This is a genomic window from Streptomyces antibioticus (assembly GCF_002019855.1).
In the GTDB taxonomy this organism is placed as follows: domain Bacteria; phylum Actinomycetota; class Actinomycetes; order Streptomycetales; family Streptomycetaceae; genus Streptomyces; species Streptomyces antibioticus_B.
Map to the genome: position 1 here is coordinate 5,737,468 of NZ_CM007717.1, position 23,935 is coordinate 5,761,402.

A 23,935-nucleotide genomic window follows, 5' to 3' on the forward strand; every position below is an offset into this window, starting at 1 on the left:
GGACGTCACAGGGCCCGTACCGGCCGCCCGGCCGCTCATGGCGCCGCCTTCCCGTCGTCGTACTGCCGTCGCGCCGAGTCGCTCAGCCGGATCAGCAGCGCCACGATCGCCCAGTTGGTGACCACCGAGGAGCCGCCCTGCGCCAGGAACGGCATCGCCATCCCGGTCAGCGGGATCAGCCCGGTCACCCCGCCCGCGATCACGAACACCTGGAGCGCCACGATCGAGGCGAGCCCCACCGCCAGCAGCCGGCCGAACGGGTCGCGCAGGGCCAGCCCCGTCCGGAAACCGCGCTCGACCAGCAGCCCGTACAGCAGGAAGAGTGCCGAAAGGCCGGCCAGGCCCAGTTCCTCGCCCGCCGTCGCCAGGATGAAGTCGGACTTCACGGCGAAGCCGATGAGATGCGAGTGGCCGAGGCCGAGACCGGTGCCGAAGGTGCCGCCCGCCGCGAAGGAGAACAGCGACTGGGCGAGCTGGTTGGGGCCGAGCCCCGCCTCGATCGAGGCGAACGGATGCAGCCAGTCCTCGATCCGGCCGTGGACGTGCGGCTCCAGCCGGCCCACGGCGACCGCGCCCAGCGACGCCAGCAGCAGCCCCACCGCGATCCAGCCGGTGCGGCCGGTGGCGACGTACAGCATGACCACGAAGAGGCCGAAGAACAGCAGGGACGTGCCGAGGTCCCGCTCCAGCACCAGCACGCCGACGCTCAGCAGCCAGATCGCCACGATCGGGCCGAGCACCCGGCCGGTCGGCAGTTGCACGCACCAGAACCTGCGGCCCGCGTACGCCAGCGCCGTGCGGTTCGCCGCCAGGTACGCCGCGAAGAACACCGCGAGCAGCACCTTCGCGAACTCGCCCGGCTGGATGGAGAATCCGGCGATCCTGATCCAGATCCGGGCGCCGTTCACGGCCGGGAAGAGGATCGGCAGGGTGAGCAGGGCGAGCGCCGCCACCACGCACACGTACGCGTACCGCTGGAGCACCCGGTGGTCGCGCAGCGCCGCCACGACCAGGATGAAGAACGTGACGCCGAGGGTGGACCACACCAACTGCGTGGGCGCCCCCCGGTCGCCGGGCGTCTCCAGGTCCAGCCGGTAGATCAGGACCAGGCCGATCCCGTTGAGCAGCACCCCGATGGGCAGCAGCAGCGGATCGGCGTACGGGGCGCGCAGCCGTACGGCGGTGTGGGCCAGCAGCGCCAGCACGCCGAGCCCGGCGCCGTAGCCGGCGGCGCCGGGCGGGACCGTGCCGTTCCTGGCGAGCCCGACCGCGCAGTAGCCGTACACCGACAGCAGGACGGCCAGGACGATCAGGGACAGCTCGATGCCCCGGCGCCGGGGGAGGCGGACCGGGGCGGCGGGCGCGTCGCCCGCCGCCACCGTGATCCGCGCACCGGTCCCGGCGCCGACTCCGGCTCGCGTCATGTCCGGAACCTACCCAAATAGGGCTCCTTGTGACCTCGGTCCGTGGGGCGGATGGACGGTCAGCACCAGCGCGGCGCCTCACCGATGTTGTCGATGTACCGCGCCGAGCCCCAGGCCCAGGTGCCGTCCGTGAGGAGGTACCAGAGGGGGTTGCCCTGGACGTTCTGACCGGGCGTCTTGCAGAAGATCCGCACGACGTCACCGCGGTGGACGACCCGGATCACCTGGCTGTTGCGGGTCGGACGGCTGCGCAGCAGGAGCTGGTTCGCGGTGACGCGGCCGCGGTAGAGGCGCTGGGTGTTGCCGCCGTTCCCGCCGTTGCCGCCCTGGCTCTGCCAGTTGCCGCTGTTCCCGTTGCCGCCGTTCCCGCCCTGGCTCTGGGTGTTCCCGCCCTGGTTCTGCCAGTTGCCGCCCTGGCTCTGGGAGTTGCCGCCCTGGCTCTGGGTGTTGCCGCCACCGGAGCCGTTGCCGTTGCCGTTCCCGTTGCCCCACTGGCTGGAGCTGCTCCCGCTCCCGTTCCCATTGCCGTTCCCGTTGCCGTTCCCGTCCCGGTCGGAGGCGACGGCGGGGACGACGGCGGCGGAGGCGGCGAGCGTGGCGGCGGCGGTGACTATGGCGAGCCGGGCGAGGGCGGAGCGGCGCAGAGACATGGCGATACCTCCGTACAGGGATCGAAACTGACTAATCGCCACATTAGGAGCGCGGCCGGGCCGTCGCCCGTCACGCTGGGCCATAGGTGCTGAGGCCCTCGGACGGCCTACTCCGAAGGCAGGGTCAGGGTCGCGACCGCCCCGCCGTCCGCCGCGTCGGTGAACGTCAGCCGCGCGCCCAGCACCTCCGCCTGTCCGACCGCGATGGTCAGCCCCAGCCCGTGCCCCTTCGCCCCGCCCTCGGTCCTGAACCGCTGCGGACCGTGCGCGAGGAGGTACTCCGGATAGCCGTCCCCGTGGTCCCGTACGGTGACCACCGTGCCGTCCACGGTCAGCTCCACCGGCGCCCGCCCGTGCCGGTGCGCGTTGGCGACCAGATTGCCGAGCACCCGTTCGAGCCGCCGCCGGTCGGTCTCCACCCGCGCGTCCCGTACGACCCGGACCTCGGTGTCCGTGCCCGACGCCCGCACCACCCGCCGGGCCAGCGCGCCCAGCTCCTCCGCGTCCAGCTCGAGGCGTTCCCGCCCGGTGTCCAGCCGGGAGATCTCCAGCAGGTCCTCGGTGAGCGTGCGCAGCGCCGCCACCCGGTCGCGCACCAGCTCCGTCGGTCGGCCCGGCGGCAGCAGCTCGGCCGCCGCGTGCAGCCCGGTCAGCGGGGTGCGCAGCTCATGGGCGACGTCGGCGGTGAAGCGCTGCTCGCTCAGCAGCTTGCCCTGGAGCGTGGCGGCCATGGTGTCGAGGGCGGCGGCGACGGCGGCCACCTCGTCCTGCGGCCGGCCGGTGTCCTTCGCGCGGGGGTCGTCCACCCGGGCGTCCAGGTCGCCCGCGCTGATCCGGCGGGCCACTTGTGCCGTGGTGTGCAGCCGCCGCGTCACCCGGGTCACCGCGAACGCGCCGACCAGCAGCGTCGCCCCGATCGCCAGGCCCGACGACCACAGGATCGCCCGGTCGAGGCCCTCGATGGTGCGGGCGCTCTGCGCGTAGTCCACCTGGACGGCGAGCGCCCGGCCGCCGTCCACCGGACCCGCCGCCCACATCGTGGGCCGTCCCTGGTGATCGGCGACGACCGTGCCGCGCTCCCCGGACAGCGCCAGCGCCCGCAGCGAGGCGGGCAGCCCCGGCGGGTCGAGGCCCGCGCCCGGGGCGAGGGTCTCCCCGGCCTCGAACGCCGTCGTCGCGTCGTCCAGCCGGGCCAGCGCGAGGTCACGGGCCTGGCCGACGGTCTGGTTGGTCACCGAGACGTGCACGAGGACGCCGAGCAGGGCGGCCAGCGCGCAGCACATCACCGTGATGAACAGGGCGGCCTTCACGGCGAGCGTGCCGGACCACCGGGGCAGCGCGAGCCTCATCGGCCGCTCGCGGAGCCGGACGGGGAGGCGGGCGCGGCCGAACTCTTCGGGCGCGGGGAGCGTTTGGGGTCGCCGGTGCGCAGCATCTCGTCGTGGGTGAGCAGCATCGCCCGCTGCTGCGGGTCCCAGGTCCACTGGAGCCGGTACTCGTACCCGGCGACCTCCGAGGGAGCCCGGATGATCACGGACCGCCCGGCCAGCTCGACCCCGCTCACGGCGTCCTCGTAGGCCATGACCTCGACGAGCCGGTCGCCCCGCGCGGTGTAGACGCGCACGGCGGTCAGATTGCCGGGGAGCTTCCGGAAGCCCAGGGTCAGATCGTCCCGGCCGTCACCGGTGAGATCGCGGTAGTAGGCCCGCAGCACCGGACACCGCTCCCGCCCCCGGTCCCCGGAGTCCCCCGACCCGTCCTCGCCGGCGCGTCCGCAGTCGGCCATCCGACGGGCGGTCTCGGCGTACTTTCCGTCGGTGTACTCGTCCGGGTGGGCGGCGATCTCCTTCGCCACCACCCGCACCGGGTCCACCGCGCGGATGTCGCCGCCGGGCACGGTGACGCCCTTGATCACCTGGGTGTCGACCTCGCCCAGTTCGAAGGCGGGGCTGGAGGCGGGGGTCAGTTCCGGCCAGAGCTTGTCGGGGGCGGCGGCGGTCGGGGTGGCGCCCGCGCCCTCCAGCCCGCCGGCGTCACCGCAGGCCGCGGCGGCCGGGACCAGCAGGGCGACGGCCACTGCGGCGAGGGCGGTACGGACGGGGCGACGGGGTGGCACGGGACTCCTGTGATGCAGGGTGTTGCGGGGCCCCGTACACCTTATTCGTAGGGAAGTCCTTTTTGCGTACCGGGCGGGAGCGGGTCGATGAAACGATTGTTCACGGTCACTCGGCCAGTTCCTCCAGCAGCCTGGCCGTCGGCAGTCCCGCCCGCAGGTACGCGACGAACAGCTCGTTGTGCAGGGCCCACGGCGAGCGCCGCGACCGTATCAGCCGGATCGCCTCGTCGGCCGAGTGCCCCCGGCGGGCCAGGGTGTGCGCCACCACCAGCGCCGACCGGTTGTACCCGCTGTAGCAACGGACCAGGACCGTACGTCCCGCGTCCAGCGCGTCTCCCGCGGCCTGTGCCAGCCGGATCACCCCGGCGAGCTGGGTGCCGTCCAGCGGACCGTCCGGAATCGGCCACACATGGTGCTCCACACCGGGGTCCGGCCCGTACCCGGGCAGCCGCAGCAGCGTCTGGACGAGATCGAACTCGTCCCGCACCACGGCGGACTCCCGCTGCCCGGTCCGGCCGCGGAACTCATGACCGCCCATCCACAGACCGGGCACGATCTCGTCCCACGGCCTTCCGGGCGCCGGTACGTCGGGCTGCTTCCTGCGGGTCCGCAACAGCGCCTCCCCAACGCGCTCCCCGAGGGCCTGCAACATGCGCAACGTGCTCAACGTGCTTCTGGAGGAACTTCCCAACTCCGCGCGGACGTAACCGCCTTCTTGCCCCTGGAGCGCCCCTCCTGTTCCCATGGTCAAAGGGGTGATGACGCATGAGCGGACTGCGTGTCGTACCGACCTGGCGGCATGGCCGGGAGCGGCTGTACGTCTGTCTCACCGACGGCAGGAACATCGCCTGGTACGACCGTGAGGCGGCCCGGGTCAATCTGCTCCGCGACGACCGCAGGGAGGACGTCCTCGAAGCCCTGGGCCCCTTCCTGACCGGCCCCGTCGCGGTGGGCCCGCCCCCGGTGCCGACCCCGGCGGAACTGGCCCGGCTCGCCCTCCCGCCCGACGACGACCTCGCCCCCAACCGCCCCGGCGAGGCCCTCCTGATCGCCCTGGACCGCGACCCCGGCCCCGCCCACCGCCTGCGCACCGACCCGCGCCGCCGCGCCCTCGCCGCCGAACAGACCGTCGGCGAGGCCCTGGACGCCCTCGACGGCGCCGGCTGGCACACCCTCCACTCGGTCCCGCTGCCCGGCGGCGACCGCGTCCACCACCTGGCCATCGGCCCCGGCGGCCTCCTCGCGATCCACACCCTCCAGGCCCGCAGACAACGCGTCCACGTGGCCGACCCCCTGATCACCCTGGGCCGCCACACCCCGGAACCCCTGCTCCGCCACCTCCGCACCACGGCCGACCGCGCCTCCCACGCCCTGACGGCCGAGGTCCGCCCGGTCCTGGCCCTGGTCTCCCCGACGGAGGTCGTGTTCACCACCGCCCCCCGGGAGGTCCGCGTCCTCACGGACCTGGACCTTCCGTCCCTGACCCGCCTGGGCGGAGTCCTGAAACCGGCGGACGTGGAGGGGTTGCACGCGATGGCACGGGACCGGAGGACGTGGGGCAAGTGAGCCAAGCAGCCCGTCCGGCGTTTGAGGACGAGGCCCGTTCAGGGCCGAAGCGGGGGCCCGGGGGCGGCAGCCCCCGAAGCACGGGGTCGAAGGGGCGGCGCCCCTGGAGGACGGGACGGGTAGGGGCGGCGGGGGCGAGAAAAAGGCCCCGCCCGGAAAGAGGCCCCACCCTCACGGCGCCGGCACCGGCACCGGCGCCGCCCGATCCACATCCAGCAACGGCGCCAACAGATCCCCGTACTCATGCACCCGCCCCACCACATCCCCCGCCCCCAACACCAGCCTCCCCGGCCCCCGGAACTCGGTCACCTCCGCCACCTCCTCCCACGTCACCGGCGCCGACACGGTCGGCTCCTCCCGAGCCCGCAAGGTGTACGGCGTGGCCGTCGTCTTCCGCGCCGCGTTCTGACTCCAGTCGACGAACACCTTCCCCGCCCGCAGACTCCGCGTCATCCGCGACACCACCAGCCCCGCCAGCGCCCCCTCCGCCTCCACGGCCAGCTCCTTCGCATACTCCGTGACCCGCCCGGACGACGCCCCCCGCACCGCCGCCAGCAGATGCAGCCCCTTCGCCCCCGACGTCTTCACGTACGCCTCGATCCCGTCGGCCGCCAGCCGCTCCCGCAGCCACAACGCGACCTCGCTGCACTCCACGACCGTCGCCGGCGCCCCTGGGTCGAGGTCGAAAACAAGCCGGTCGGCCTGCCCGGGATCCTGGATCACCCACTGGGGCGTATGGAACTCGGTGACGAGGTTCGCCGCCCACACCAGCGTCGCCAGATCCTGCACGAGCACCATCCGGGCCGGCCCCTCCGACCGCGGCACCTCGGCGGTGGTGACCCAGTCGGGCGTCCCGGGCGGCACGTTCTTGGCGAAGAACACCTGTCCGTCCGGCCCGTCCGGATAGCGCAGGAAGGACAGCGGACGGTCGCGCAGATGGGGGAGCAGGACGTCGGCCACGCTCGCGTAGTAGTGCAGCACCTCGCCCTTGGTGAAGCCGGTGGCCGGATACAGCACCTTCTCCAGATTGCTGAGCGCGAGCCTCCGCCCCTCCACCTCTGTGATCGGCGTCATACCATGAGAATCACATGAAACCGGTACATGACGCCCGACGTGTTCTCGTCGACCGGACAGCCGCCCGCACAGGAGGAAGCCGCACGTGCGATCCATTTGGAACGGCGCCATCTCCTTCGGCCTCGTCAGCATCCCGATCAAGCTGGTGAACGCCACCGAGAACCACACGATCTCCTTCCGCCAGATCCACACCGAGGACGGCGGCCGCATCCGCTACCGCAAGGTGTGCGAGCTGGAGGACCGCGAGGTCAGCTCCGCGGAGATCGGCAAGGGGTGGGAGGACGCCGACGGCTCGATCATCCCGATCACCGAGGAGGACCTGTCCCATCTGCCGATCCCCACCGCGAAGACGATCGAGATCGTCGCCTTCGTGCCGGCCGAGCGGATCGACCCGCTCCAGATGGACGCCGCGTACTACCTCCAGGCGGGCGGCGCCCCCGCGGCGAAGCCGTACACCCTGCTCCGGGAGGCGCTGAAGCGCAGCAACAAGGTCGCCATCGCGAAGTACGCCCTGCGCGGCCGGGAGCGGCTCGGCATGCTGCGGGTGGTCGGCGACGCGATCGCCATGCACGGCCTGCTCTGGCCCGACGAGGTCCGTGCCCCCGAGGGCGTCGCCCCGGACGCCTCGGTGACCGTACGCGACAAGGAACTCGACCTGGCGGACGCCCTGATGGACACCCTCGGCGAGGTCGACCTGGACGACCTGCACGACGAGTACCGCGAGGCGGTCGAGGAACTCGTCGCCGCGAAGGCGGCCGGCGAGGAACCCCCGGAGGCCCCGGCGCCCCCGTCCGGCGGCAAGGTCCTGGACCTGATGGCGGCGCTGGAGAGCAGTGTGCGGGCGGCGAAGGAGTCGCGCGGCGAGGAGCCCTCCAAGGACAAGGAGGCGGAGGTCAGATCCCTCCCGCAGCGCAAGCAGTCGTCCCGCGCGACCCCCAAGCAGACGGACACCAAGAAGTCGACCTCCGCCGGCACTCAGCCCCGCAAGACGACGGCGAAGAGCACCTCCGCCACGAAGAAGACGACGGCGAAGACGGCGGCGAAGAAGACGACGGCGGCGAAGAAGACGACCGCGAAGCAGGCGACGGCGAAAAAGACGACGGCGAAGAAGGCGACGGCCCGCAAACGCACGGCATGACCCAGAACGCGATCGCGGCCCGCGCGCGGGGGCGCGTCACACGGCCCCCACCCGCGCCGCCCTCCCCCCGCTCTTCTCGTCGCCCCGCTCCTGACGGCACCCGCCCGGATCCGCCACGAGCGCGACCCCCACGGCCAGCCCCACGGCGGCCGCCCCGGGGAACCGCCCCTCGTACGCGAACCCGTGCCCGGCGAAGTACGCCAACGCCCAGGCGCTGACCACGACCCCCGCCCACACCCGCCAGGCACCGGGCCCCCGCACCCCCGCACCGGGCCGAACGCGCGCCGCGGTGAGCGCCAGCCGCCGTTCCAGCGGCCGCAGCGCCCGCACGAGCAACCCCAGCACCAGCCCCAGCAGCACCAGCCAGGGCACCCGCAGCAGCCACCACCCCGTCGAGCCGTACGGCGGCTGCGGCGCGAGCCCGGTGAGATAGAACGCGGCGGCGACGACGAGCACGGGCAGCATGTGCCACAGGTACAGCGTCATGCTGACGGCCCCCAGCCCCCGTACGGCCCGGCCGACCCCGGCCCGCCCGACCACCCGCCGTACGAGGGGCGCGACGAGCAGTGCCAGCCCCACCTGGGCGACGGCCCAGGCCAGCATGGCCGCCGACGGGGGAGTGGTGTTGCTCAACTCCTCACCGCTCACCAGGATCAGACTGACGGGAAACGGCCCGACCCCGACGAGCAGGGCGAACGCCACGCCACCCCCGGCCACCATCCCGGCCGGCACCACCGGCCCCCGCCCGACCAGCCGATCCCGCCAGCAGAACCCCAGTTGATAGACGACCCCCCACACCAACAAGTAGTTGACCGCCCCGACAACTCCCGCCCCCGCACCGGAAGTCGCCGCGACCAGCCAACTCACCCCCAGTGCGCCCACCCCGCCCACGACCGGCACGACGAGCCCACCCCGGCGGTGCAGCGCGTACAGCACGGGCGTCAGCGCACTGAGCAGCAAGTAGACCGGCAGAAACCAGAACTGCATGGCCATGGCCCACCCCACGAGCGCGATCGTCCCGGGGTCCACGCCGACCGCCAGACAGATCCCGAGGGCGGCGAGCACCAGCCCGCTGTACACGGCCGTGGGCAGCAGCAGCCGTATCGCCCGCTGCCCCACCCACCCGGCGGCCGTCCCGCCGGCGGCCCGCGCCCGCTCCCAGGACCCGCCTGCCGCGTACCCGCCCGCGAGGAAGAACAGCGGCATGATCTGAAACCCGAGCGTCAGCCACTGCGTCCAGGGCACGGCCACCAGCAGCTCCGGCGCACGGATCGTCCCGTCCGGCAGCCGCACCAGCCCGGTGATCAGCCAGTGCCCCGCGACGACGAGCAGGATCGCCCAGGCCCGCAGAAAGTCGACGTACCGGTCCCGATTCATGCCCGCAGCCTTACCGTCTCCCCCACTCCTCCACGCCCCCACCGCCTTGTCGCAACCAACTCGTGCCCGTTACGACACCGACCGCTCGGCGCCGGCGCGTGCGTGGACCCGACACCTGCCGGGTACATCACGCCCACGGCACACCCCCACGGCATACCCACCGGATACCGGCCACCCCAGGCGAGCACGCACATCCGAGGCCAGGAGGAACCATGCCCGAGCCGCACGTCATGGACCACGCGAGCCAGTCGCCCCACCCGGACCCCGTAACGGCGATCCTCCTGCGCAACCGCCCCGAACTCCTCGCCGCGCTGGAGTCCGTGACCACGAGGGCGGCCGCCACCGCCGAGTTCGACAGCGCCCTCGCCGCACTGCGCGGCGCCCGCGCCGAGACGGACACCCACCGCCCGCGCACGATCACGGAACTGGGCGTCTTCCTCCCCTCCAACAACATCCTCTACTCGTACGTCCTGTTCGGCCTGATCCCGAGCGGCTTCGCGGGGCACATCGTGATGCGGCCGTCCCGCAGGGTGGGGGAGGAGTCGCGGCGGATCCACCGCATCATCACCTCCGACCCGGCCTTCCGGGCCATCCACCCCACGGACATCGAGCTGACGGACATGACGCAACGTCAGTTCATAGCCAGGTGCGCCCAGACGGAGGCCGTGGTCTTCAACGGCCGCCCGGAGAACGCCCGAGAGGTCGGCGCGTCCCTCCCGCACCGCACCCTCCTCCTGGCCTTCGGCTCGGGCCCGAACCCGATCGTCGTGGGCCCGGAGGCCGAACTCGCTACCACCGCAAGGGACATAGTCCGCACCCGCACCCACAACTCCGGCCAGGACTGCCTCTGCCCGGACGTCGTCTTCGCGCACGACTCCATCGCGGACGACCTGGTGACGGCCCTGCGCGAAGCGCTCCGCTCGACAGCCGTGGGCCCTCTGTCCGACCCGGCCACGACCGTCGGCCCCCTGTGCTACCCGGACGCCGTACGGCAGGCGGCGACCTTCCTCGACGCCCACCGCGACCACATCAGGGAGGGCGGCCGCGTCGACCACCGCACCGGCCTGGTCACGCCCACCCTCCTGGACCTGACCTGGGACGACTCCTTCTTACCCCCGGAGTTCTTCGCCCCGGTCGTCTGCGTGATGCGCTACGGCACCGCCACGGACGTGTCCCGCTGGCTGCACACCCCGACGGAACGGCGCAGAGGCATGTACGTCTCGGTGTACGGCGAGCCGAAGCTCCACCCGCCGACGACCACATCGGGAACGCCCCGGATAGCCACCGCCGTGTCCCTGGACTCCCGCACCGCCCTGGACGCGGAGAACGGCAACGAACCCCTCGGCGGCTACGGCCCGGACGCCGGCCACGTCCGCGCCCACGGCACCGTCACGGCACGCCCGCTGCTCCTTTCGGCCGAACTGGGCGGGCCCGGCACGGAGAAGGGGGCCGAGGCATGAACGACCTCCCCACCTGCTGGGCGACCGTCGCCCACACCCTTGCCGCGGGCGGCGTACGCCACGTCTTCGGGCTTCCCTCCGACGAACCGGGCCTGCTGGACGCCGCGTCGGCCGTCCCCGGCCTCGGCGTCACGGTCATCGGCGACCAGCGCACGGCCGCCTGCGCGGCCACCGGCTACGCCCTCACCGCCCGCGAACCCACCGTCCTGGCCCTCAACTCCGGCCCCGGCTTCGCCAACGCGCTGCCCGGCCTGCTGGAGGCGTCCTCCCTCGCCGTACCCCTGGTGGTGATCACGACCGCCGTACCGAAGGAGAACATCGGCCGCGGCGCGTTCCAGTACGTGGACCAGCTATCCATGATCCGGGACCTGGCCGGCTGGACCCACCGCGTGGACGACCCCGGCCAGCTCACCTGGGCGGTGCGCCAGGCGATCCACCGAGCACTGAACGGCCGCCCGGACCTGACGGCCCTGGAGATCACGGACGAACTGACAAGAACGAACCAGCCACCACCACCCGTGATCCGCCCGGTACGCCGCCTGCGCACCCTCCCCTCGCCCGCGGACCTGGACGAGGCCGCCGAGACCCTGCGCACCGCGCGCCGCCCCCTGATCGTGGCGGGCGGCGGCACCCGCTGGCCGCACGACATCGAGGGCGTGGAGGAACTGGCCGACCTCCTGGAGGCCCCCGTCCTCACCACGGCGGCCGGCCGCGGAGCCGTGGACGAACGCCACCCGCGCGCCTTCGGTCTCCTGGGCCTCTACACCACACCCCCGGCGACGGACCTCCTGGAGACGGCGGACACCCTGCTCCTCCTCGGCACCCGCCTGGAGGAGACGGCCCGCATGGGCTGGACGAACTGGCGTACGGCGACGGTCGTCCAGGCCGACACCTCACCCGCGGCCTTCGGCGAGGGCAGCCCGACGGTGACCCATCCACTGCTGGGAGACGCGCAGTCGGTGGTCCAGGAACTGACGAGACGCCTGACCGCCACCCCCGGAACGACGAAAGCGGCGTGGTCGGCCGCCCAACACCGCGTATCGGCGGCCCAACACGCCACCGCAGAGCCGGACTTCGACCGCTCCCCGGTCCGCTCGACCCTCCACCGCATCTCCCGCGTCCTGGGCCCGCACACCCTCCTCGTGCAGGAGAACGGCCTGCACGACATCTGGACCTACCACTACCCGGTCCTCACGGTCGCCCACGGCGCCCGCCCGGTCTGCCCCGGCGAACAGACGATGATGGGCTTCGGCCTGGGCGCCTCCATCGGCGCGGCCCTGGCCCGCCCGGGCGAACCGGTCGTCCTGGTCACGGGCGACAGCGCGCTCCGCCTGAGCGTCGGCGCCCTGGACGCCCTCCACCACCACGCCCTGGGCGTGATCGTCGTCGTCCTGGACAACGAGGGCTTCGGCTGGCCCCGCCGCCTCCGCGCGGGCACTCCCGGCCCGCACATCCCCACGACCTGGCGCTCCACCCCGGCGGACGACCTGGCCAGGGCCTTCGGCGGCCACGGCATCACCGTGTCCGACGAAGAGACCCTGACCGCGGCCCTGCGGGAGGCTCGATCCCGCTCCCGATCAGGAAAGTTCACCCTGATCAGGGTCCAGGTCCCGGACGACGACGTCCCGGCAGGAATCGAGTCCTCGGGCTACTGACCGGCAGGGCAGGTGGAACTGCTGGAGATCTTGATGCCGTTGACGCGGTAGCCGTCGGCGAACACGGTCTGACTGTTCGGCGGAAGACAGATCGACCCCCCGCTCTGGAGCCGCAGGAACACCACGTCGTCGTTCCGGGTGTTCAGGACGCCGTAGTGCGGCCGGGGCGTGACCGCCTGATAGCCACTGGTGACGTCCTTGTACTTCGAGAGCACCCTGCCCGCGAGCAAGGCGTCGTTGTCCACGTAGAAACAGACGTACGGATACGGACACCCCTGAGTGGGCCCCTCCGCATGCGCCGCGGACGCCCCGGTCAAGGACGTGGCGGCGACGAACAGGCCGACCCCGGCGAAGCCGGCGGCCTTCCGAACAACGGATTTCACAAATCCCCCATAACTCTTGGACGGTGAAGGCGGTGGCTGGTCGACCACCACCCCCTACACGCACCGCACCACCCCCGCGGTTCTCCCGCGGTCGATTGCGGCGTGATCACGGTTCGTCCGATCCGGACGACCCCGCCTTCACTCTGGCCCGGCCGTGTGATCAGATCTGCGCGTACCAGCAGGTAGCGGCTCTGGGGAGAGGCCGCGGAGGAGGGGAAAGCGCCATGCCCGCCGTCGCCCGAGAGACGACACAGCCGTGCCCGGAATGCGGCGCGGAGATCCGTGGCGACAGCCGGTTCACCGTCTGGTGCGCCGCCTGCGACTGGAACGTGGACCCCGGGGAACCGCAGCCGGCCGGAGGACGGCTGGAGCGGGTCGAGCGCGCCCTGGCCCGACGCCACGGCGAACAGTTGCTCGCCGAGATGCTGAGCGGACGGGAACCGCAGCCGCGACGCGACGCCAACGCGGTGCTGGCCACCGCGCTGGCCCTGGCCGTGCACGGCGTCACCCTCGCGCTGGTCGTCGGCGGAATCTGGGGCGTCATGGCGGACTGGGGCGGCAGCCCGTGGATCGGTTTCGTGCTTTTTGCGCTGGGATTGGGTCTCGCCCCGCGGCCCGACCCCCTGCCCACCGGCACACCCGTCCTCTTCCGGACCGACGCGCCCGAACTCTTCGCCCTGGTGGACGAGGTGGCGGCGGCCGTCGGCACCCGGAGCGTGCACGCGATCGCCGTGGACGGAAGCATCAACGCCGCCGTCACGACGTACGGGGTGCGCGGCCGACGGCTGCTGGTGCTGGGCATCCCGCTGTGGGAGGTCCTCAGCCCCGAGGAGCGGATCGCGCTCCTCGGCCACGAACTGGCCCACTACGCCAACGGCGACATCCGCAACGGCCTGGTGGTGGGCTCGGCGGTGCGCAGCCTCGCCCTCTGCCACCACGCCCTCCAGCCGATCGAGCACCCGTCCGCGATCGAGACGGTCGTCAATGTCGTCTACGTGGTGCCGCGCCTGCTGATCCGCGGCCTGCTGGTGCTGCTCCTGCGGCTGACGTCGCGGGCCGGGACACGGGCCGAGTACCTCGCCGACCGGCTGGCCGCCCGCACCGCCTCCACGCAGGCGGCGGTCGGCCTCATGGACCGGCTGCTCATCGCCGGCCCGATCGCCGTCCTGCTGCGCAGCGAGGTCAACCGCGCCACCCTCGGCGGACCGCGAGCCGCCCGCGAGGCCGCGTCCCGCGCCGACGAACTCTGGGACCGGCTCGCCGCCTACGCGGCGTCCGTCCCGGAGCACGAGTACGAGCGTCAGCGCCGCGCCGGAGCCCGCCGGGGCCACCAGGTGGACGCCACCCACCCCCCGACCCACCTGCGCCGCACCTGCCTCCTCACCGGCACCCCCGCGACGGCCGCCCTGACCCCCGACCCGGACCGGACCGCCCGGATGGCCGAGGAACTCGCCCCGTCGCGTACCAAGGTGGCCCAGACCCTGCTCCGTGACGGCCTCGGGGCCTGAGACCCCTTTCCAGGCCCCACGCGGTGACATCGACCGGGCGGCGGATCACCCCCTTCTGCGCCCATCCGTCCGGCTTTACATCCCTCGCTTCCCGGCAGTGCGCGTATCCGAGGGATTGACTGCCTTGTCCGCGGCGGCGCGGCCTTCACATAGTTGCTGTCATGTCAGAGCGGCGTTCCGCGAACGGCCGTGACAACAGACCTGTCCACTGGGGGAAACCGATGGCGCTCCGGGAGTCCGGCCGCGGTCTGCGCGATGTCGCCGCAGCGGCCGACGCTGCCACGCTGAGGGCTTCGGCGCGTGGCGCGGAAGAGTGTTCCGTCCGTGCGGACGTGATCCAGAACCTCATCCCCAGCCCTCTCCGCTAAGTCCGGACAGGTACAGGTCAGGTCCAGGCGCTTCGGCGGCTGCCCTCCGCCGCCGTAGAGGCCCGTCCCCGCATCCGGTGTCCTCGGCCGCCGTGGCCCGTGAGGGTGCCGGCCCGCGATGTCGCGGCCGCGCCCCCGGCTTCCTTCGGCGCGGGTTCCTTCGCCCTTCCCCGGGCCGCCGGTGTTCCGGCCTCGTCCGCCGATCCGTGCCCCCGTGCGCCCCGGCCCGGGCTGCCGGGCCGGTTTCCCCTTCCCGCTTCCCTCGTCCCCTCCACCGTCGAGCGGAGAACACTCGTGAAGAGCAGTACGTCGTCCATGGCCATCGTCGGGGCCGGTCCCCGTGGGCTCTCGGTGCTGGAGCGCCTGATCGCCCAGGAGCGGAAGTCCCCGTCCGCCGGCCGCATCACGGTCCACGTCGTCGACCCGTATCCGCCGGGACCCGGCCGTGTGTGGCGCACCGACCAGTCCCGGGAACTGCTGATGAACACCGTGGCCTCCCAGGTCACCGTGTTCGCCGACGCCAGCGTGAATCTGGTGGGGCCGGTCGAGGACGGGCCGAGTCTGTACGAATGGGCCCGGGACGTGGCGTCCGGCACGGTCCCCGTTCCCGGGGACGCCCTCGCGGAGGCCCGTCGCCTCGGCCCGGACACCTACCCCACCCGCGCGTTCTACGGGCACTACCTGGACCGGGTGTTCCGGACGCTGGTCGCGCAGGCGCCCGGGCACCTGGAGATCCGGGTCCACCGGGGGTACGCGGTCGCCCTGGACGACGAGTCCGGTGTGCACGGCGGACTCCAGACGCTGCTGCTCGCCGACGGCACCCGGCTGTCGGGCCTGGACGCGGTGGTGCTGGCGCAGGGCCACGTCCCGGTCCGGGCCACCGCCCAGGAGGAGCGGCTCGCCGCCTTCGCCGCCGAGCACGGTCTGGTGTACCTCGACCCGGCGAACCCGGCCGACACCGATCACTCCCGGATCGGGCCGGGCGAGAGCGTCGTACTGCGCGGCCTCGGTCTCAACTTCTTCGACCACATGGCCCTGTTGACCGCCGGGCGGGGCGGTTCGTTCGAGCGGGTGGACGGCCGGCTGGTCTACCGCCCGTCCGGGCGGGAGCCGCGCATCCTCGCCGGATCGCGGCGCGGCGTGCCGTACCACGCCCGGGGCGAGAACGAGAAGGGCGCCTACGGCCGCTACCGGCCCAGGCTGCTGACGGTGGAGAAGACGGATGAACTGCGGGCGCTCGCGGCCGACGGCGAGTGGATCCGGTTCAGCACCCACCTGTGGCCCCTGATCGCCGCGGAGGTGGAGAGCGTGTACTACGCCGCCCTGCTGGCGGGCCGGGTCGACGCGGCCGAGCTGACGTCCTTCACCGACCGCTTCCTGAAGGCCGCGGACTCGGCGGCCGACAAGACCCGGCTGCTCGACGCCGTGGGGGTCCCCGCCGTCGAACGCTGGGACTGGGACCGGATCGCCGAGCCGTACCGGGAGGAGGAGTTCGCCACCGCCGACGACTTCCGCACCTGGCTGCTGGGGCATCTGCGCCAGGACGTCGTCGAGGCCGAGCGGGGCAACGTCAGCGGCCCGCTCAAGGCGGCCCTCGACGTGCTGCGTGACCTGCGCAACGAGATCCGGCTCGCGGTCGACCACGGCGGGCTGGAGGCCAACTCCCACCGGAACGAGCTGGAGCACTGGTACACCCCGCTCAACGCCTTCCTGTCGATCGGTCCGCCCGCCTCCAGGATCGAGGAGCTGATCGCCCTGGTGGAGGCCGGCACGGTCGAGATCGTCGGGCCCGGCATGGTCGTCGAGGCGGTCACGGAGGGCGGCGCCGCGTTCGAGGTCGGCTCCCGCCGGATACCGGGGCCGCGGCACCGGGCCGGCGCGCTGATCGAGGCCCGGCTGCCCGAGCCGGACCTGCGCCGCACCGACGACCGGCTGATGCGCCACCTGCTGACGACCGGGCAGTACGTGCCCTACCGGATCCTCGGGGAGTGCGGAAGCGAGTACGAGACCGGTGCCGTCGCGGTGTCGGGCCGGCCGCACCACCCGGTCGACGCCGAGGGCCGCGCCCATCCGCGCCGGTTCGTGCACGGTGTCCCGACCGAGTCGGTGCACTGGGTCACCGCGGCCGGCATCCGGCCGGGCGTCGGCTCGGTCACCGTCGAGGACTCCGACGCGATCGCCGCGGCCGTGCTGAGCCTGCTGGCGGACGACACCCGCGCGGACGCCGCCCACGTCGACGCGGGGGAGGCCGTGGCATGAACGACCGCGACATCGACGCGGGGCTGCTCTCCCCCGTGCGGGCCGGTACGCCCGTCGAGGCGGCCACCGGGGACGGGGCCTGGCTCCAGGCGATGCTCGACGCCGAGGCGGCCCTGGCCAGGGCCCAGGCCCGGCTGGGCACGCTGCCCGCGTCCGCCGCCGCCACGATCAGCTCCGCCGCGCGCGCCGAGCGGCTGGACGTCCGGGCGCTGGCCCTGGCCGCCCGGGAGACCGCCAACCCCGTGGTCGGCCTGGTCCAGGCGTTCACCGCCGTCGTCGCCGAGGACGACCCGTCCGCCGCCGAGTACGTCCACCGCGGCTCCACCAGCCAGGACATCCTCGACACGGGGGCCATGCTCGTCGCCGCCCGGGCACTGCGGCTGGTCCTCGCCGACCTGCACCGCACGGCCGACGCCCTGGCCGGGCTCGCCCGGGAGCACCGCGACACCGCGATGGCCGGCCGCACGCTCACCCTGCACGCCGTACCCACCACCTTCGGCCTCAAAGTGGCGGGCTGGCGCGCGCTGGTGCTGGCGTCCGCCGAGCGGCTGGAGCGGGTCCTGGCCCACGGGCTGCCGGTGTCGCTCGGCGGCGCCGCCGGCACGCTGGCCGGATATCTGGAGTACGCGAAGGTCGACGGCGGCGTCACCGACGACGGCCTCGGCGACTACCTCGACCGGCTCACCGCGGCCTACGCGGAGGAGACGGGGCTGGCCCGGCCGGTGCTGCCCTGGCACGCCCTGCGCACCCCGCTCGCCGACCTGGCCGCCGCGCTGTCCCACACCGCGGCTTCCCTCGGGAAGCTCGCCGTGGACGTGCAGGTCCTGGCCCGCACCGAGGTGGCGGAGGTCTGCGAACCGGCTCTGGCCGGCCGCGGGGCGTCGTCCGCCATGCCGCACAAGCGCAACCCGGTGCTCGCGACGCTGATCCGCTCCGCCGCGCTGCAAGTTCCCGTGCTGGCGGCCGGACTGACTCAGTGCCTGACCACCGAGGACGAGCGGTCCGGCGGGGCCTGGCACGCCGAGTGGCTGCTGCTGCGCGAGTGCCTGCGGCTGGCGGGCGGCGCCGCCCACACCGCGGTGGAGCTGGCCGAGGGACTGACCGTCCGGCCGGAACGGATGCGCGCCAACCTGGACCTGACGGGCGGTCAGCTCGTCACGGAGCGGATCACCGCCGTCCTCGCGCCCCGGATCGGCAAGGCGACCGCCCGGCGGTGCCTCACCCTCGCCTCCGTCCTGGCCGACCGGGAGGGCCGCCCCCTGGCCGAGATCCTCACCGAACTGCCCGAGCTGAAGGACGCCTTCACCGACGGCGAACTCGCCGGCCTGCTGGACCCCGACCACTACACCGGGGCGGCGGGGCTGCTCGTCGACCGCGCCCTCGGCCGGCCCCCGGCCTCCCGCACCGCCCCTCCGAGAAAGGCGTGAACCCCGTGACCGCGAATCCCGTGACCTCGAATCCCGTGACCGAACGTCGGCACGGCCCCCGTCCGCGGCCGGATCTGGACGCCCTCTCCGCCCACCGCCCCGGAAAGCCGGACTACGCCGGCTCCTTCGTCCTGGCCGCCAACGAGAACCCCTACCCGCCGCTGCCCGGCGTCCTGGAGACCGCGGTCGCCGCGGCGGGCGCCTTCAACCGCTACCCCGACATGGCCGTCGGCGAGCTGACCGCCGAGCTGGCCCGGCACGTCGGCGTCCCCGCCGAGCACATCGCCACCGGCCCCGGCTCGGTCGGCGTCGCCCAGTCCCTGGTGCTCGCCCTGGCAGGCGAGGGCGACGAGGTCCTGTTCGCCTGGCGCTCCTTCGAGGCGTACCCGGTGATCACGCGGATCGCCGGCGCCACTCCCGTGTCCGTCCCGCTCACCGCCGACGGGGCCCACGACCTCGACGCCATGCTCGCCGCGGTCACCGACCGCACCCGGCTGATCTTCGTCTGCAACCCCAACAACCCGACCGGCAACGCCCTGCGCCGCGCCGAACTGGTCCGCTTCCTGGACGCCGTTCCCGCGCACGTCCTGGTCGTCCTCGACGAGGCGTACCGCGAGTTCGTCCGCGACCCCGACGTGCCCGACGGTCTCGCGCTGTACCGCGACCGCCCGCACGTCTGTGTGCTGCGCACCTTCTCCAAGGCGTACGGCCTGGCCGGACTGCGGGTCGGCTACGCGATCGCGCACGAGCCGATCGCCTCCGCGCTGCGCAAGACGGCCGTCCCGTTCGGCGTCAGCCAGCTCGCCCAGGACGCCGCCGTCGCCTCGCTGCGCGTCGAGGACGCCCTGCTGGAGCGGGTGGAGACGCTGGTCGGCGAGCGCACGCGGGTCACCGCCGCGCTGCGCGCGCAGGGCTGGACGGTCGCCGGCTCCGAGGCCAACTTCGTCTGGCTGCCGCTCGGCGACCACAGCCTCGACTTCGCCGCGGCCTGCGCCGAGGCCGGTGTGGTGGTCCGCCCGTTCGCGGGCGAGGGCGTCCGCGTCACGATCGGCGGGCAGCGGGCCGATGATGTCTTCCTGGAGACCGCCGAGGTGTTCCGCAAGCGGCTCTGACCACGTTCGCCACGGCACGAGGCCCCGCGCGGCCGGATCGCTCCGGCCGCGCGGGGCCTCTCGGGCTTCAGCGGCCGCGGTTCAGTAGTTCGGCAGCTTGTGGAGCAGTTCGCGCCGCTCCACCACCTCCGGGCGGTAGACGCGCTCCGTCCACTCGGACGGGTCGACGGGCTCCAGGGCGATGGACACGGCGTCCTCGGTACAGCCGAGGTTCTCCGTCAGCGCCGCGGTGATCGCGGCGACCAGACGGGCCGACTGCTCCTCGCCGACCGGAGTGGGGAAGTGCTTGATGTTGACGTGCGGCACGGTGTCTCCCTGGGTTGGTGGTCAGATGGTTCGGGTGGGGCTGCTGCCGGTCAGTCCGCGGTGTCGAGGCGGTCGGCGATCAGGCGGGCCAGTTCGCCGACGCCGGGCTCGCGCAGGATGCCGTAGTGGTCGGCGGCGAGTTCGTGGATCTCCGGCGCGGCGGCCGACCAGCCGGTGCTGTCGTCGAGGAAGGAGTAGTCGTCGCCCGCCGCCTTCACGACGGTCACCGGTGCCTGGATCCGCCGGGACCGCAGCTCCGCGAAGGTGTAGTGGAACTCGTAGGTCCGCCGGACCACTTCGGTGATCCGGCGGACCAACTCCCCGTCCAGGCCGTCGAACTGCCCGACCAGGTGGGAGACGAAGCTCTCCTCATCCGTGGTGGCCCGCAGGCACGCCTCCAGTGCCGGGCCGGTGACGACCCCGGCGAAGACCGAGTACAGGATGGTCAGATAGGCGGGGTCGGTGTACGAGGCGCGGCCGCCGCCGCCCGCCGTGCGGAGCTTGGGTGAGCCCGGGGCGATCAGGAACAGCCGGTCGACGCGGCGCCCGTCGCGCTCCAGCAGGTGGGCGGTCTCGAAGGCGACCCGCGCGCCGAAGGAGTAGCCGCACAGCGTGTACGGGCCGTCCGGCTGGGCCTCGGTGATGGCCCGCACGTCCCGTGCCGCCATCTCGGCGATGGTGGCGTACGGGTCCTCGCCCGCGTTGACGCCGTGGGCCTGGATGCCGAGGAACGGCCGGCCGGTGTCGAGCCGACGGGCCAGCGGACGCAGGTTCATCGGATAGCCGCCGAGGCCCGGCCAGCAGTACACGGCCCGGCCGGAGCGGGCGGCGCCCAGCGGTACCAGGCGGGAGGCGGAGGCGCCCCGGAGCCCGTCGACCCGCCGGGCCAGCTCCTCGATGGTCGGGGACTCGAACAGCACCTGCATCGGCAGCGCGCAGCCGAACCGGCGGTTGATGCGGTGCACCAGCCCGACCGCGATGAGGGAGTTGCCGCCGCACTCGAAGAAGTCGTCCCGCACGGAGGCGGCTTGCTGCCCCGTCCCGGCCTGCCACAGGTCGCGGACGATCCGCTCGGTGGTGGTGCGCGGCGCGACGAAGGGCCGGCCCGCGGCCGTGAAGTCCGTCTCCGGCGCCGTCTCCAGCGCCCGGAGGTCGACCTTGCCGTTGGCGGTCAGCGGCAGCCGGTCCATGACCACCAGGCGGTTGGGCACCATGTAGTCGGGCAGCAGTTCCACCAGGTCGGCCCTGATCATCTCGGTCGGCCCCTGCATGTGCACGCTGTCCTCGCGCATGCCCCGGTGGGCGACCTGTTCGGGGCTGACCCGGCCGCCGACGAAGAAGTACGAGGGGCCGGTGGGCCGGCCGCAGGACCGCAGCACGGCCTCCATCCGCCTGGCCGCGGGCAGGTCGTGGCCGGTCCGTGAGCTGTATCCGGAGGACATGAACCCGAAGCCGGCGTCGTTCATCTGGAGCCGCTGGAGCCGGCGTCCGAGGTCCAGGTAGGAGTGCGGGTGCTCAGGGCCGGGGCTGACCAGCGTGATGCCGAACGCGGCGCGCTCGTAGACCTGTTGGTTGATGGCGATCACATGCCGCTTGAGCACCAGCTCGTCCGCGATCCGCTCCAGCGTTCCGTCGGCGTAGCGGTACTGGCCGGCCATCATGCCGGGCACGCGGCCGGGGTGGATCTGCACGTACACGTCCACGGGGACGTCCGGGCGGTCGGCGCGGTACGGGACCAGGTCGAAGGCGCCCAGATAGTGGTCCTCCTCGGCGCAGTGCAGCCGGCGCATCGCCTCGGGCGTGTACGGGGCCGCGGCGACGTCCAGACCGTACGCGGGGAGCACCTCCTCCAGCAGACCGGCCATGTGCCCGGCCTCGATCTCCAGTACCTCCTGGACGTTGTTGCGGTACACCGGCTCGATCGCCCGCCTCCGGCCCGCGAAGTGGAACCGGATGCCGGGCGCGCCGTCCCCGCCGTCCCCGGCCTCGATCAGGTACAGCCGGTGTTCCACCGGGTGGTGGTACCAGTGGCCGGGAGCCAGCCCCGCGCAGCCGTCCGGGCCGGTGACCTCCAGGTAGAGCTGGGTGGCGTACAGCGAGCCGGGGGAGGCGTACCCGTACTTGGGCAGCAGCCGCTCGTCGCTGGTGTACTGGCCGAAGTAGCGCAGGACGGACCCGAGTTCGGCCGCCGAAAGGTGGTCGGGCCGGCGCGGGGCGGCGCCGGGGGTGCGGGCCGCGAGCAGGGCGAGCAGGGCGTCGGGGCGGGGGTCGCCGCCGTCGTAGAAGCGGTAGGTCTTGCGGGCGAACACCCGGCGGCGCTGTGCGGGGGTGGGGGTGCGGCCGGGGAGGTCGACATGGCGGCGGCCGGCCAGATCGGCGGTGTCGCGACAGCCGCCGTCGGAGAGCTGGGCGCGCACCTGGAACCGGCCGGACTTGGAGACATGGTGCCGGTCGTGGTTGCCCTGGTCCATCAGGGCGGCCTCGCGCGGGCTGAGTTCGACGCAGGCCACGAGGTTCCGGTAGCCGGTCGCCGGATCGTCCTTGACCAGCACGGCGGCGTTCCTGACCCAGTCGTGGGCCTCGACGGCGAGCCGTATCTCGTCCAGCTCGACCCGGTAGCCGCGCAGCTTGACCTGCCGGTCCACGCGGCCGCCGAACCGGTAGGCGCCGTCCTCCCGGTGGACCAGGTCGCCGGTGCGGTACAGCACGGCGTGCTCGGGGTCGTCGGAGAACGGGTTGTCCAGGAAGCGTTCGGCCGTCAGGTCGGGGCGGTGCAGATAGCCGCGGGCGACCTGCACGCCGCTGATGTACAGCTCGCCGGTCGCGCCGGGGGCGACCGGTCGCATCCGCTCGTCCAGCACATGGAAGGCCAGACCGTCCACGGGGGTGCCGATCGGGACGCCGGACGGGCCGCCGGCGACCGGCGACGGGTCCACGGTGCAGGCGGAGGCGTTGATGGTGCACTCGGTGGGCCCGTAGAGGTTGACCAGTTCGCACTTGCCCAGGGTCTCCGCGAAGCGCTGCGCGAGCCGCCGGGACAGCGCCTCCCCGCCGCAGAACACCTGGGTCAGCGAGTCGCAGGCGGGCAGCCGTTCGGTGTCAAGCAGCGCCTGGAGCAGGGTCGGCACGCACTGCAGGGCGGTCACGCCGTGCCGGACGACGGTGTCGACCAGGGCCTCGGGGTCGCGGTAGGCGCCGGGTCCCGCCAGCACGATCCGGCTGCCGACGCACGGCGCGAGGATCTCCCACTGGGCGGCGTCGAAGCTCATCGGCGTCTTCTGGAGCACGGTGGTGGACGGGCCCAGCCCGTACGTCCGGGCCAGCCAGCGCATCTGGTGCACGATGCCGCGGTGCTCGACCATCACGCCCTTGGGGCGGCCGGTGCTGCCCGAGGTGTGGATGACGTAGGCGAGGTCGCCCGGCGCCGGTGAGCCGGCCGGGGCGTCGGCGCCGGAACCGGTGGTCGTGCCGACCGGGGCGGCGCCTTCGGCCCGGGGGCCGGTGGCCGTGCCGGCCGGGGTGAGGAGCGTGGTGCCGGGCGGCACGAGGGCGGTGAGCCGGTCCCGGAGCGGCTCCTCGGTGAGCACCACCGAGACACGCGAGTCCTCGGCCGTCGCACGGATCCGCTCGTCCGGGTAGTCCGGCGAGAGGGGGAGGTAGGCGGCGCCGGCGAACAGGACGCCCCAGACGGCGACCGGCAGGGCGGTGGAGGGTTCGAGGAAGACGCCGACGCAGTCGTCGCGGCGCACTCCGCGGGCGCGCAGCGTGGCCGCCGACTCCGTGGCCCGCCCGACGAGTTCCGCGAAGGTGAGGGTCTCGTCCCGGTACTCCACCGCGATGGCGTCGGGGCGAATCCGGGCCTGCGCCGAAAGCAGATCGACAAGGCTCGGTGATCCGTCCGTTCCGCGCTCCGGAGCCACCGGGCCGTGCTCGGTCAGAATTTCCACGACATCCCCCGTTCGAATGAATTCCCATGCGCCGAACAAATCGACACTATGAGTTCATCCGGATCTTTTTGGCAAGCGACCGGGTGCCGGGTGTCCGATTGACCGCCCGAGCATGCCGGGACGCATTTCTACAAATGGGGCGAGAAGCTGGCGGGGACACCCCCC

The 23,935-nt window shown here is 73.2% G+C and carries 18 protein-coding genes; 8 read left to right on the forward strand and 10 right to left on the reverse strand.

The genetic code is table 11. The annotated features are described in order from the left end of the window. Positions 1-35: 35 nt before the first annotated feature. From AFM16_RS26215 to AFM16_RS26235, 5 genes are all read right to left on the reverse strand, one after another. Positions 36-1,424: an FtsW/RodA/SpoVE family cell cycle protein gene (locus AFM16_RS26215; protein ID WP_078634792.1), complete on the reverse strand. Its 1,389-nt coding sequence runs from the start codon at positions 1,422-1,424 to the stop codon at positions 36-38. A 59-nt stretch (positions 1,425-1,483) separates the two neighbouring features. Continuing rightward, positions 1,484-2,074 (reverse strand): SH3 domain-containing protein, encoded by a 591-nt coding sequence (locus AFM16_RS26220; protein ID WP_107419157.1) that lies wholly within the window; start codon positions 2,072-2,074, stop codon positions 1,484-1,486. Positions 2,075-2,181: 107 nt separating this feature from the next. Further along, entirely contained in the window at positions 2,182-3,423 is a 1,242-nt protein-coding gene (locus tag AFM16_RS26225; RefSeq protein ID WP_030784356.1) for an ATP-binding protein, read from the reverse strand. Further along, the gene (locus AFM16_RS26230; RefSeq protein WP_078634793.1) at positions 3,420-4,190 is read right to left on the reverse strand and encodes a hypothetical protein; all 771 of its coding nucleotides are present in this window, start codon (positions 4,188-4,190) and stop codon (positions 3,420-3,422) included. Before AFM16_RS26230 ends, AFM16_RS26225 begins: the two co-directional genes overlap by 4 nt. Positions 4,191-4,296: 106 nt before the next feature. Beyond that, positions 4,297-4,803 carry a protein-tyrosine phosphatase family protein gene (locus AFM16_RS26235; RefSeq protein ID WP_030784361.1) on the reverse strand — a complete coding sequence of 169 codons (507 nt, stop codon included), beginning with the start codon at positions 4,801-4,803 and terminating at the stop codon, positions 4,297-4,299. Positions 4,804-4,955: 152 nt separating this feature from the next. Here AFM16_RS26235 and AFM16_RS26240 point away from each other — a divergent pair, with 152 nt between their 5' ends. Then, entirely contained in the window at positions 4,956-5,756 is an 801-nt protein-coding gene (locus tag AFM16_RS26240; protein WP_078634794.1) for a nuclease-related domain-containing protein, read from the forward strand. 171 nt (positions 5,757-5,927) lie between these two features. Here AFM16_RS26240 and ligD read toward each other — a convergent pair whose 3' ends face one another. Continuing rightward, complete coding sequence (ligD, locus tag AFM16_RS26245) at positions 5,928-6,830, reverse strand: non-homologous end-joining DNA ligase (protein ID WP_078634795.1); 903 nt, start codon at positions 6,828-6,830, stop codon at positions 5,928-5,930. 85 nt (positions 6,831-6,915) lie between these two features. Here ligD and ku point away from each other — a divergent pair, with 85 nt between their 5' ends. Next, positions 6,916-7,968: a non-homologous end joining protein Ku gene (gene ku, locus AFM16_RS26250; RefSeq protein ID WP_078634796.1), complete on the forward strand. Its 1,053-nt coding sequence runs from the start codon at positions 6,916-6,918 to the stop codon at positions 7,966-7,968. A gap of 36 nt (positions 7,969-8,004) precedes the next feature. On the opposite strand, the gene AFM16_RS26255 is transcribed toward ku, so the two are convergent. Continuing rightward, complete coding sequence (locus AFM16_RS26255; RefSeq protein ID WP_078634797.1) at positions 8,005-9,345, reverse strand: acyltransferase family protein; 1,341 nt, start codon at positions 9,343-9,345, stop codon at positions 8,005-8,007. A gap of 212 nt (positions 9,346-9,557) precedes the next feature. Between AFM16_RS26255 and AFM16_RS26260 the strand changes: the two genes are divergently transcribed. Further along, positions 9,558-10,805 carry an aldehyde dehydrogenase family protein gene (locus AFM16_RS26260; protein ID WP_078634798.1) on the forward strand — a complete coding sequence of 416 codons (1,248 nt, stop codon included), beginning with the start codon at positions 9,558-9,560 and terminating at the stop codon, positions 10,803-10,805. Beyond that, on the forward strand, positions 10,802-12,460 hold the full coding sequence (locus tag AFM16_RS26265; RefSeq protein ID WP_078634799.1) for a thiamine pyrophosphate-binding protein: 1,659 nt from the start codon (positions 10,802-10,804) through the stop codon (positions 12,458-12,460). Before AFM16_RS26260 ends, AFM16_RS26265 begins: the two co-directional genes overlap by 4 nt. On the opposite strand, the gene AFM16_RS26270 is transcribed toward AFM16_RS26265, so the two are convergent. Beyond that, the gene (locus tag AFM16_RS26270) at positions 12,454-12,843 is read right to left on the reverse strand and encodes a hypothetical protein (RefSeq protein ID WP_078634800.1); all 390 of its coding nucleotides are present in this window, start codon (positions 12,841-12,843) and stop codon (positions 12,454-12,456) included. The genes AFM16_RS26265 and AFM16_RS26270 overlap by 7 nt on opposite strands. A gap of 224 nt (positions 12,844-13,067) precedes the next feature. Here AFM16_RS26270 and AFM16_RS26275 point away from each other — a divergent pair, with 224 nt between their 5' ends. From AFM16_RS26275 to hisC, 4 genes are all read left to right on the forward strand, one after another. Beyond that, positions 13,068-14,351, forward strand: coding sequence for a M48 family metallopeptidase (locus AFM16_RS26275; RefSeq protein ID WP_078634801.1), 1,284 nt, complete (start codon positions 13,068-13,070; stop codon positions 14,349-14,351). A gap of 662 nt (positions 14,352-15,013) precedes the next feature. Continuing rightward, positions 15,014-16,978, forward strand: coding sequence for an FAD/NAD(P)-binding protein (locus AFM16_RS26280; protein WP_370628067.1), 1,965 nt, complete (start codon positions 15,014-15,016; stop codon positions 16,976-16,978). After that, positions 16,975-18,405, forward strand: a complete 1,431-nt coding sequence (locus tag AFM16_RS26285) for a nitrosuccinate lyase (RefSeq protein WP_078634803.1) — start codon at positions 16,975-16,977, stop codon at positions 18,403-18,405. The genes AFM16_RS26280 and AFM16_RS26285 overlap by 4 nt, the downstream gene beginning before the upstream one ends. Before the next feature lie 35 nt (positions 18,406-18,440). After that, entirely contained in the window at positions 18,441-19,517 is a 1,077-nt protein-coding gene (hisC, locus tag AFM16_RS26290) for a histidinol-phosphate transaminase (protein ID WP_078637099.1), read from the forward strand. A gap of 81 nt (positions 19,518-19,598) precedes the next feature. Here the strand turns inward: hisC and AFM16_RS26295 are convergent, their stop codons facing one another. Next, positions 19,599-19,823, reverse strand: coding sequence for a tautomerase family protein (locus tag AFM16_RS26295; protein WP_030784393.1), 225 nt, complete (start codon positions 19,821-19,823; stop codon positions 19,599-19,601). Positions 19,824-19,873: 50 nt separating this feature from the next. After that, positions 19,874-23,764, reverse strand: coding sequence for a non-ribosomal peptide synthetase family protein (locus AFM16_RS26300; RefSeq protein WP_431523113.1), 3,891 nt, complete (start codon positions 23,762-23,764; stop codon positions 19,874-19,876). Positions 23,765-23,935 lie beyond the last annotated feature (171 nt).

Coding starts and splice junctions, on each gene's coding strand:
- AFM16_RS26215 (WP_078634792.1), bottom strand. CDS start 1,424: ATGACGCGAGCCGGAGTCGGCGCCGGGACCGGTGCGCGGATCACGGTG.
- AFM16_RS26220 (WP_107419157.1), bottom strand. CDS start 2,074: ATGTCTCTGCGCCGCTCCGCCCTCGCCCGGCTCGCCATAGTCACCGCC.
- AFM16_RS26225 (WP_030784356.1), bottom strand. CDS start 3,423: ATGAGGCTCGCGCTGCCCCGGTGGTCCGGCACGCTCGCCGTGAAGGCC.
- AFM16_RS26240 (WP_078634794.1), top strand. CDS start 4,956: ATGAGCGGACTGCGTGTCGTACCGACCTGGCGGCATGGCCGGGAGCGG.
- ligD (WP_078634795.1), bottom strand. CDS start 6,830: ATGACGCCGATCACAGAGGTGGAGGGGCGGAGGCTCGCGCTCAGCAAT.
- AFM16_RS26255 (WP_078634797.1), bottom strand. CDS start 9,345: ATGAATCGGGACCGGTACGTCGACTTTCTGCGGGCCTGGGCGATCCTG.
- AFM16_RS26260 (WP_078634798.1), top strand. CDS start 9,558: ATGCCCGAGCCGCACGTCATGGACCACGCGAGCCAGTCGCCCCACCCG.
- AFM16_RS26265 (WP_078634799.1), top strand. CDS start 10,802: ATGAACGACCTCCCCACCTGCTGGGCGACCGTCGCCCACACCCTTGCC.
- AFM16_RS26275 (WP_078634801.1), top strand. CDS start 13,068: ATGCCCGCCGTCGCCCGAGAGACGACACAGCCGTGCCCGGAATGCGGC.
- AFM16_RS26285 (WP_078634803.1), top strand. CDS start 16,975: ATGAACGACCGCGACATCGACGCGGGGCTGCTCTCCCCCGTGCGGGCC.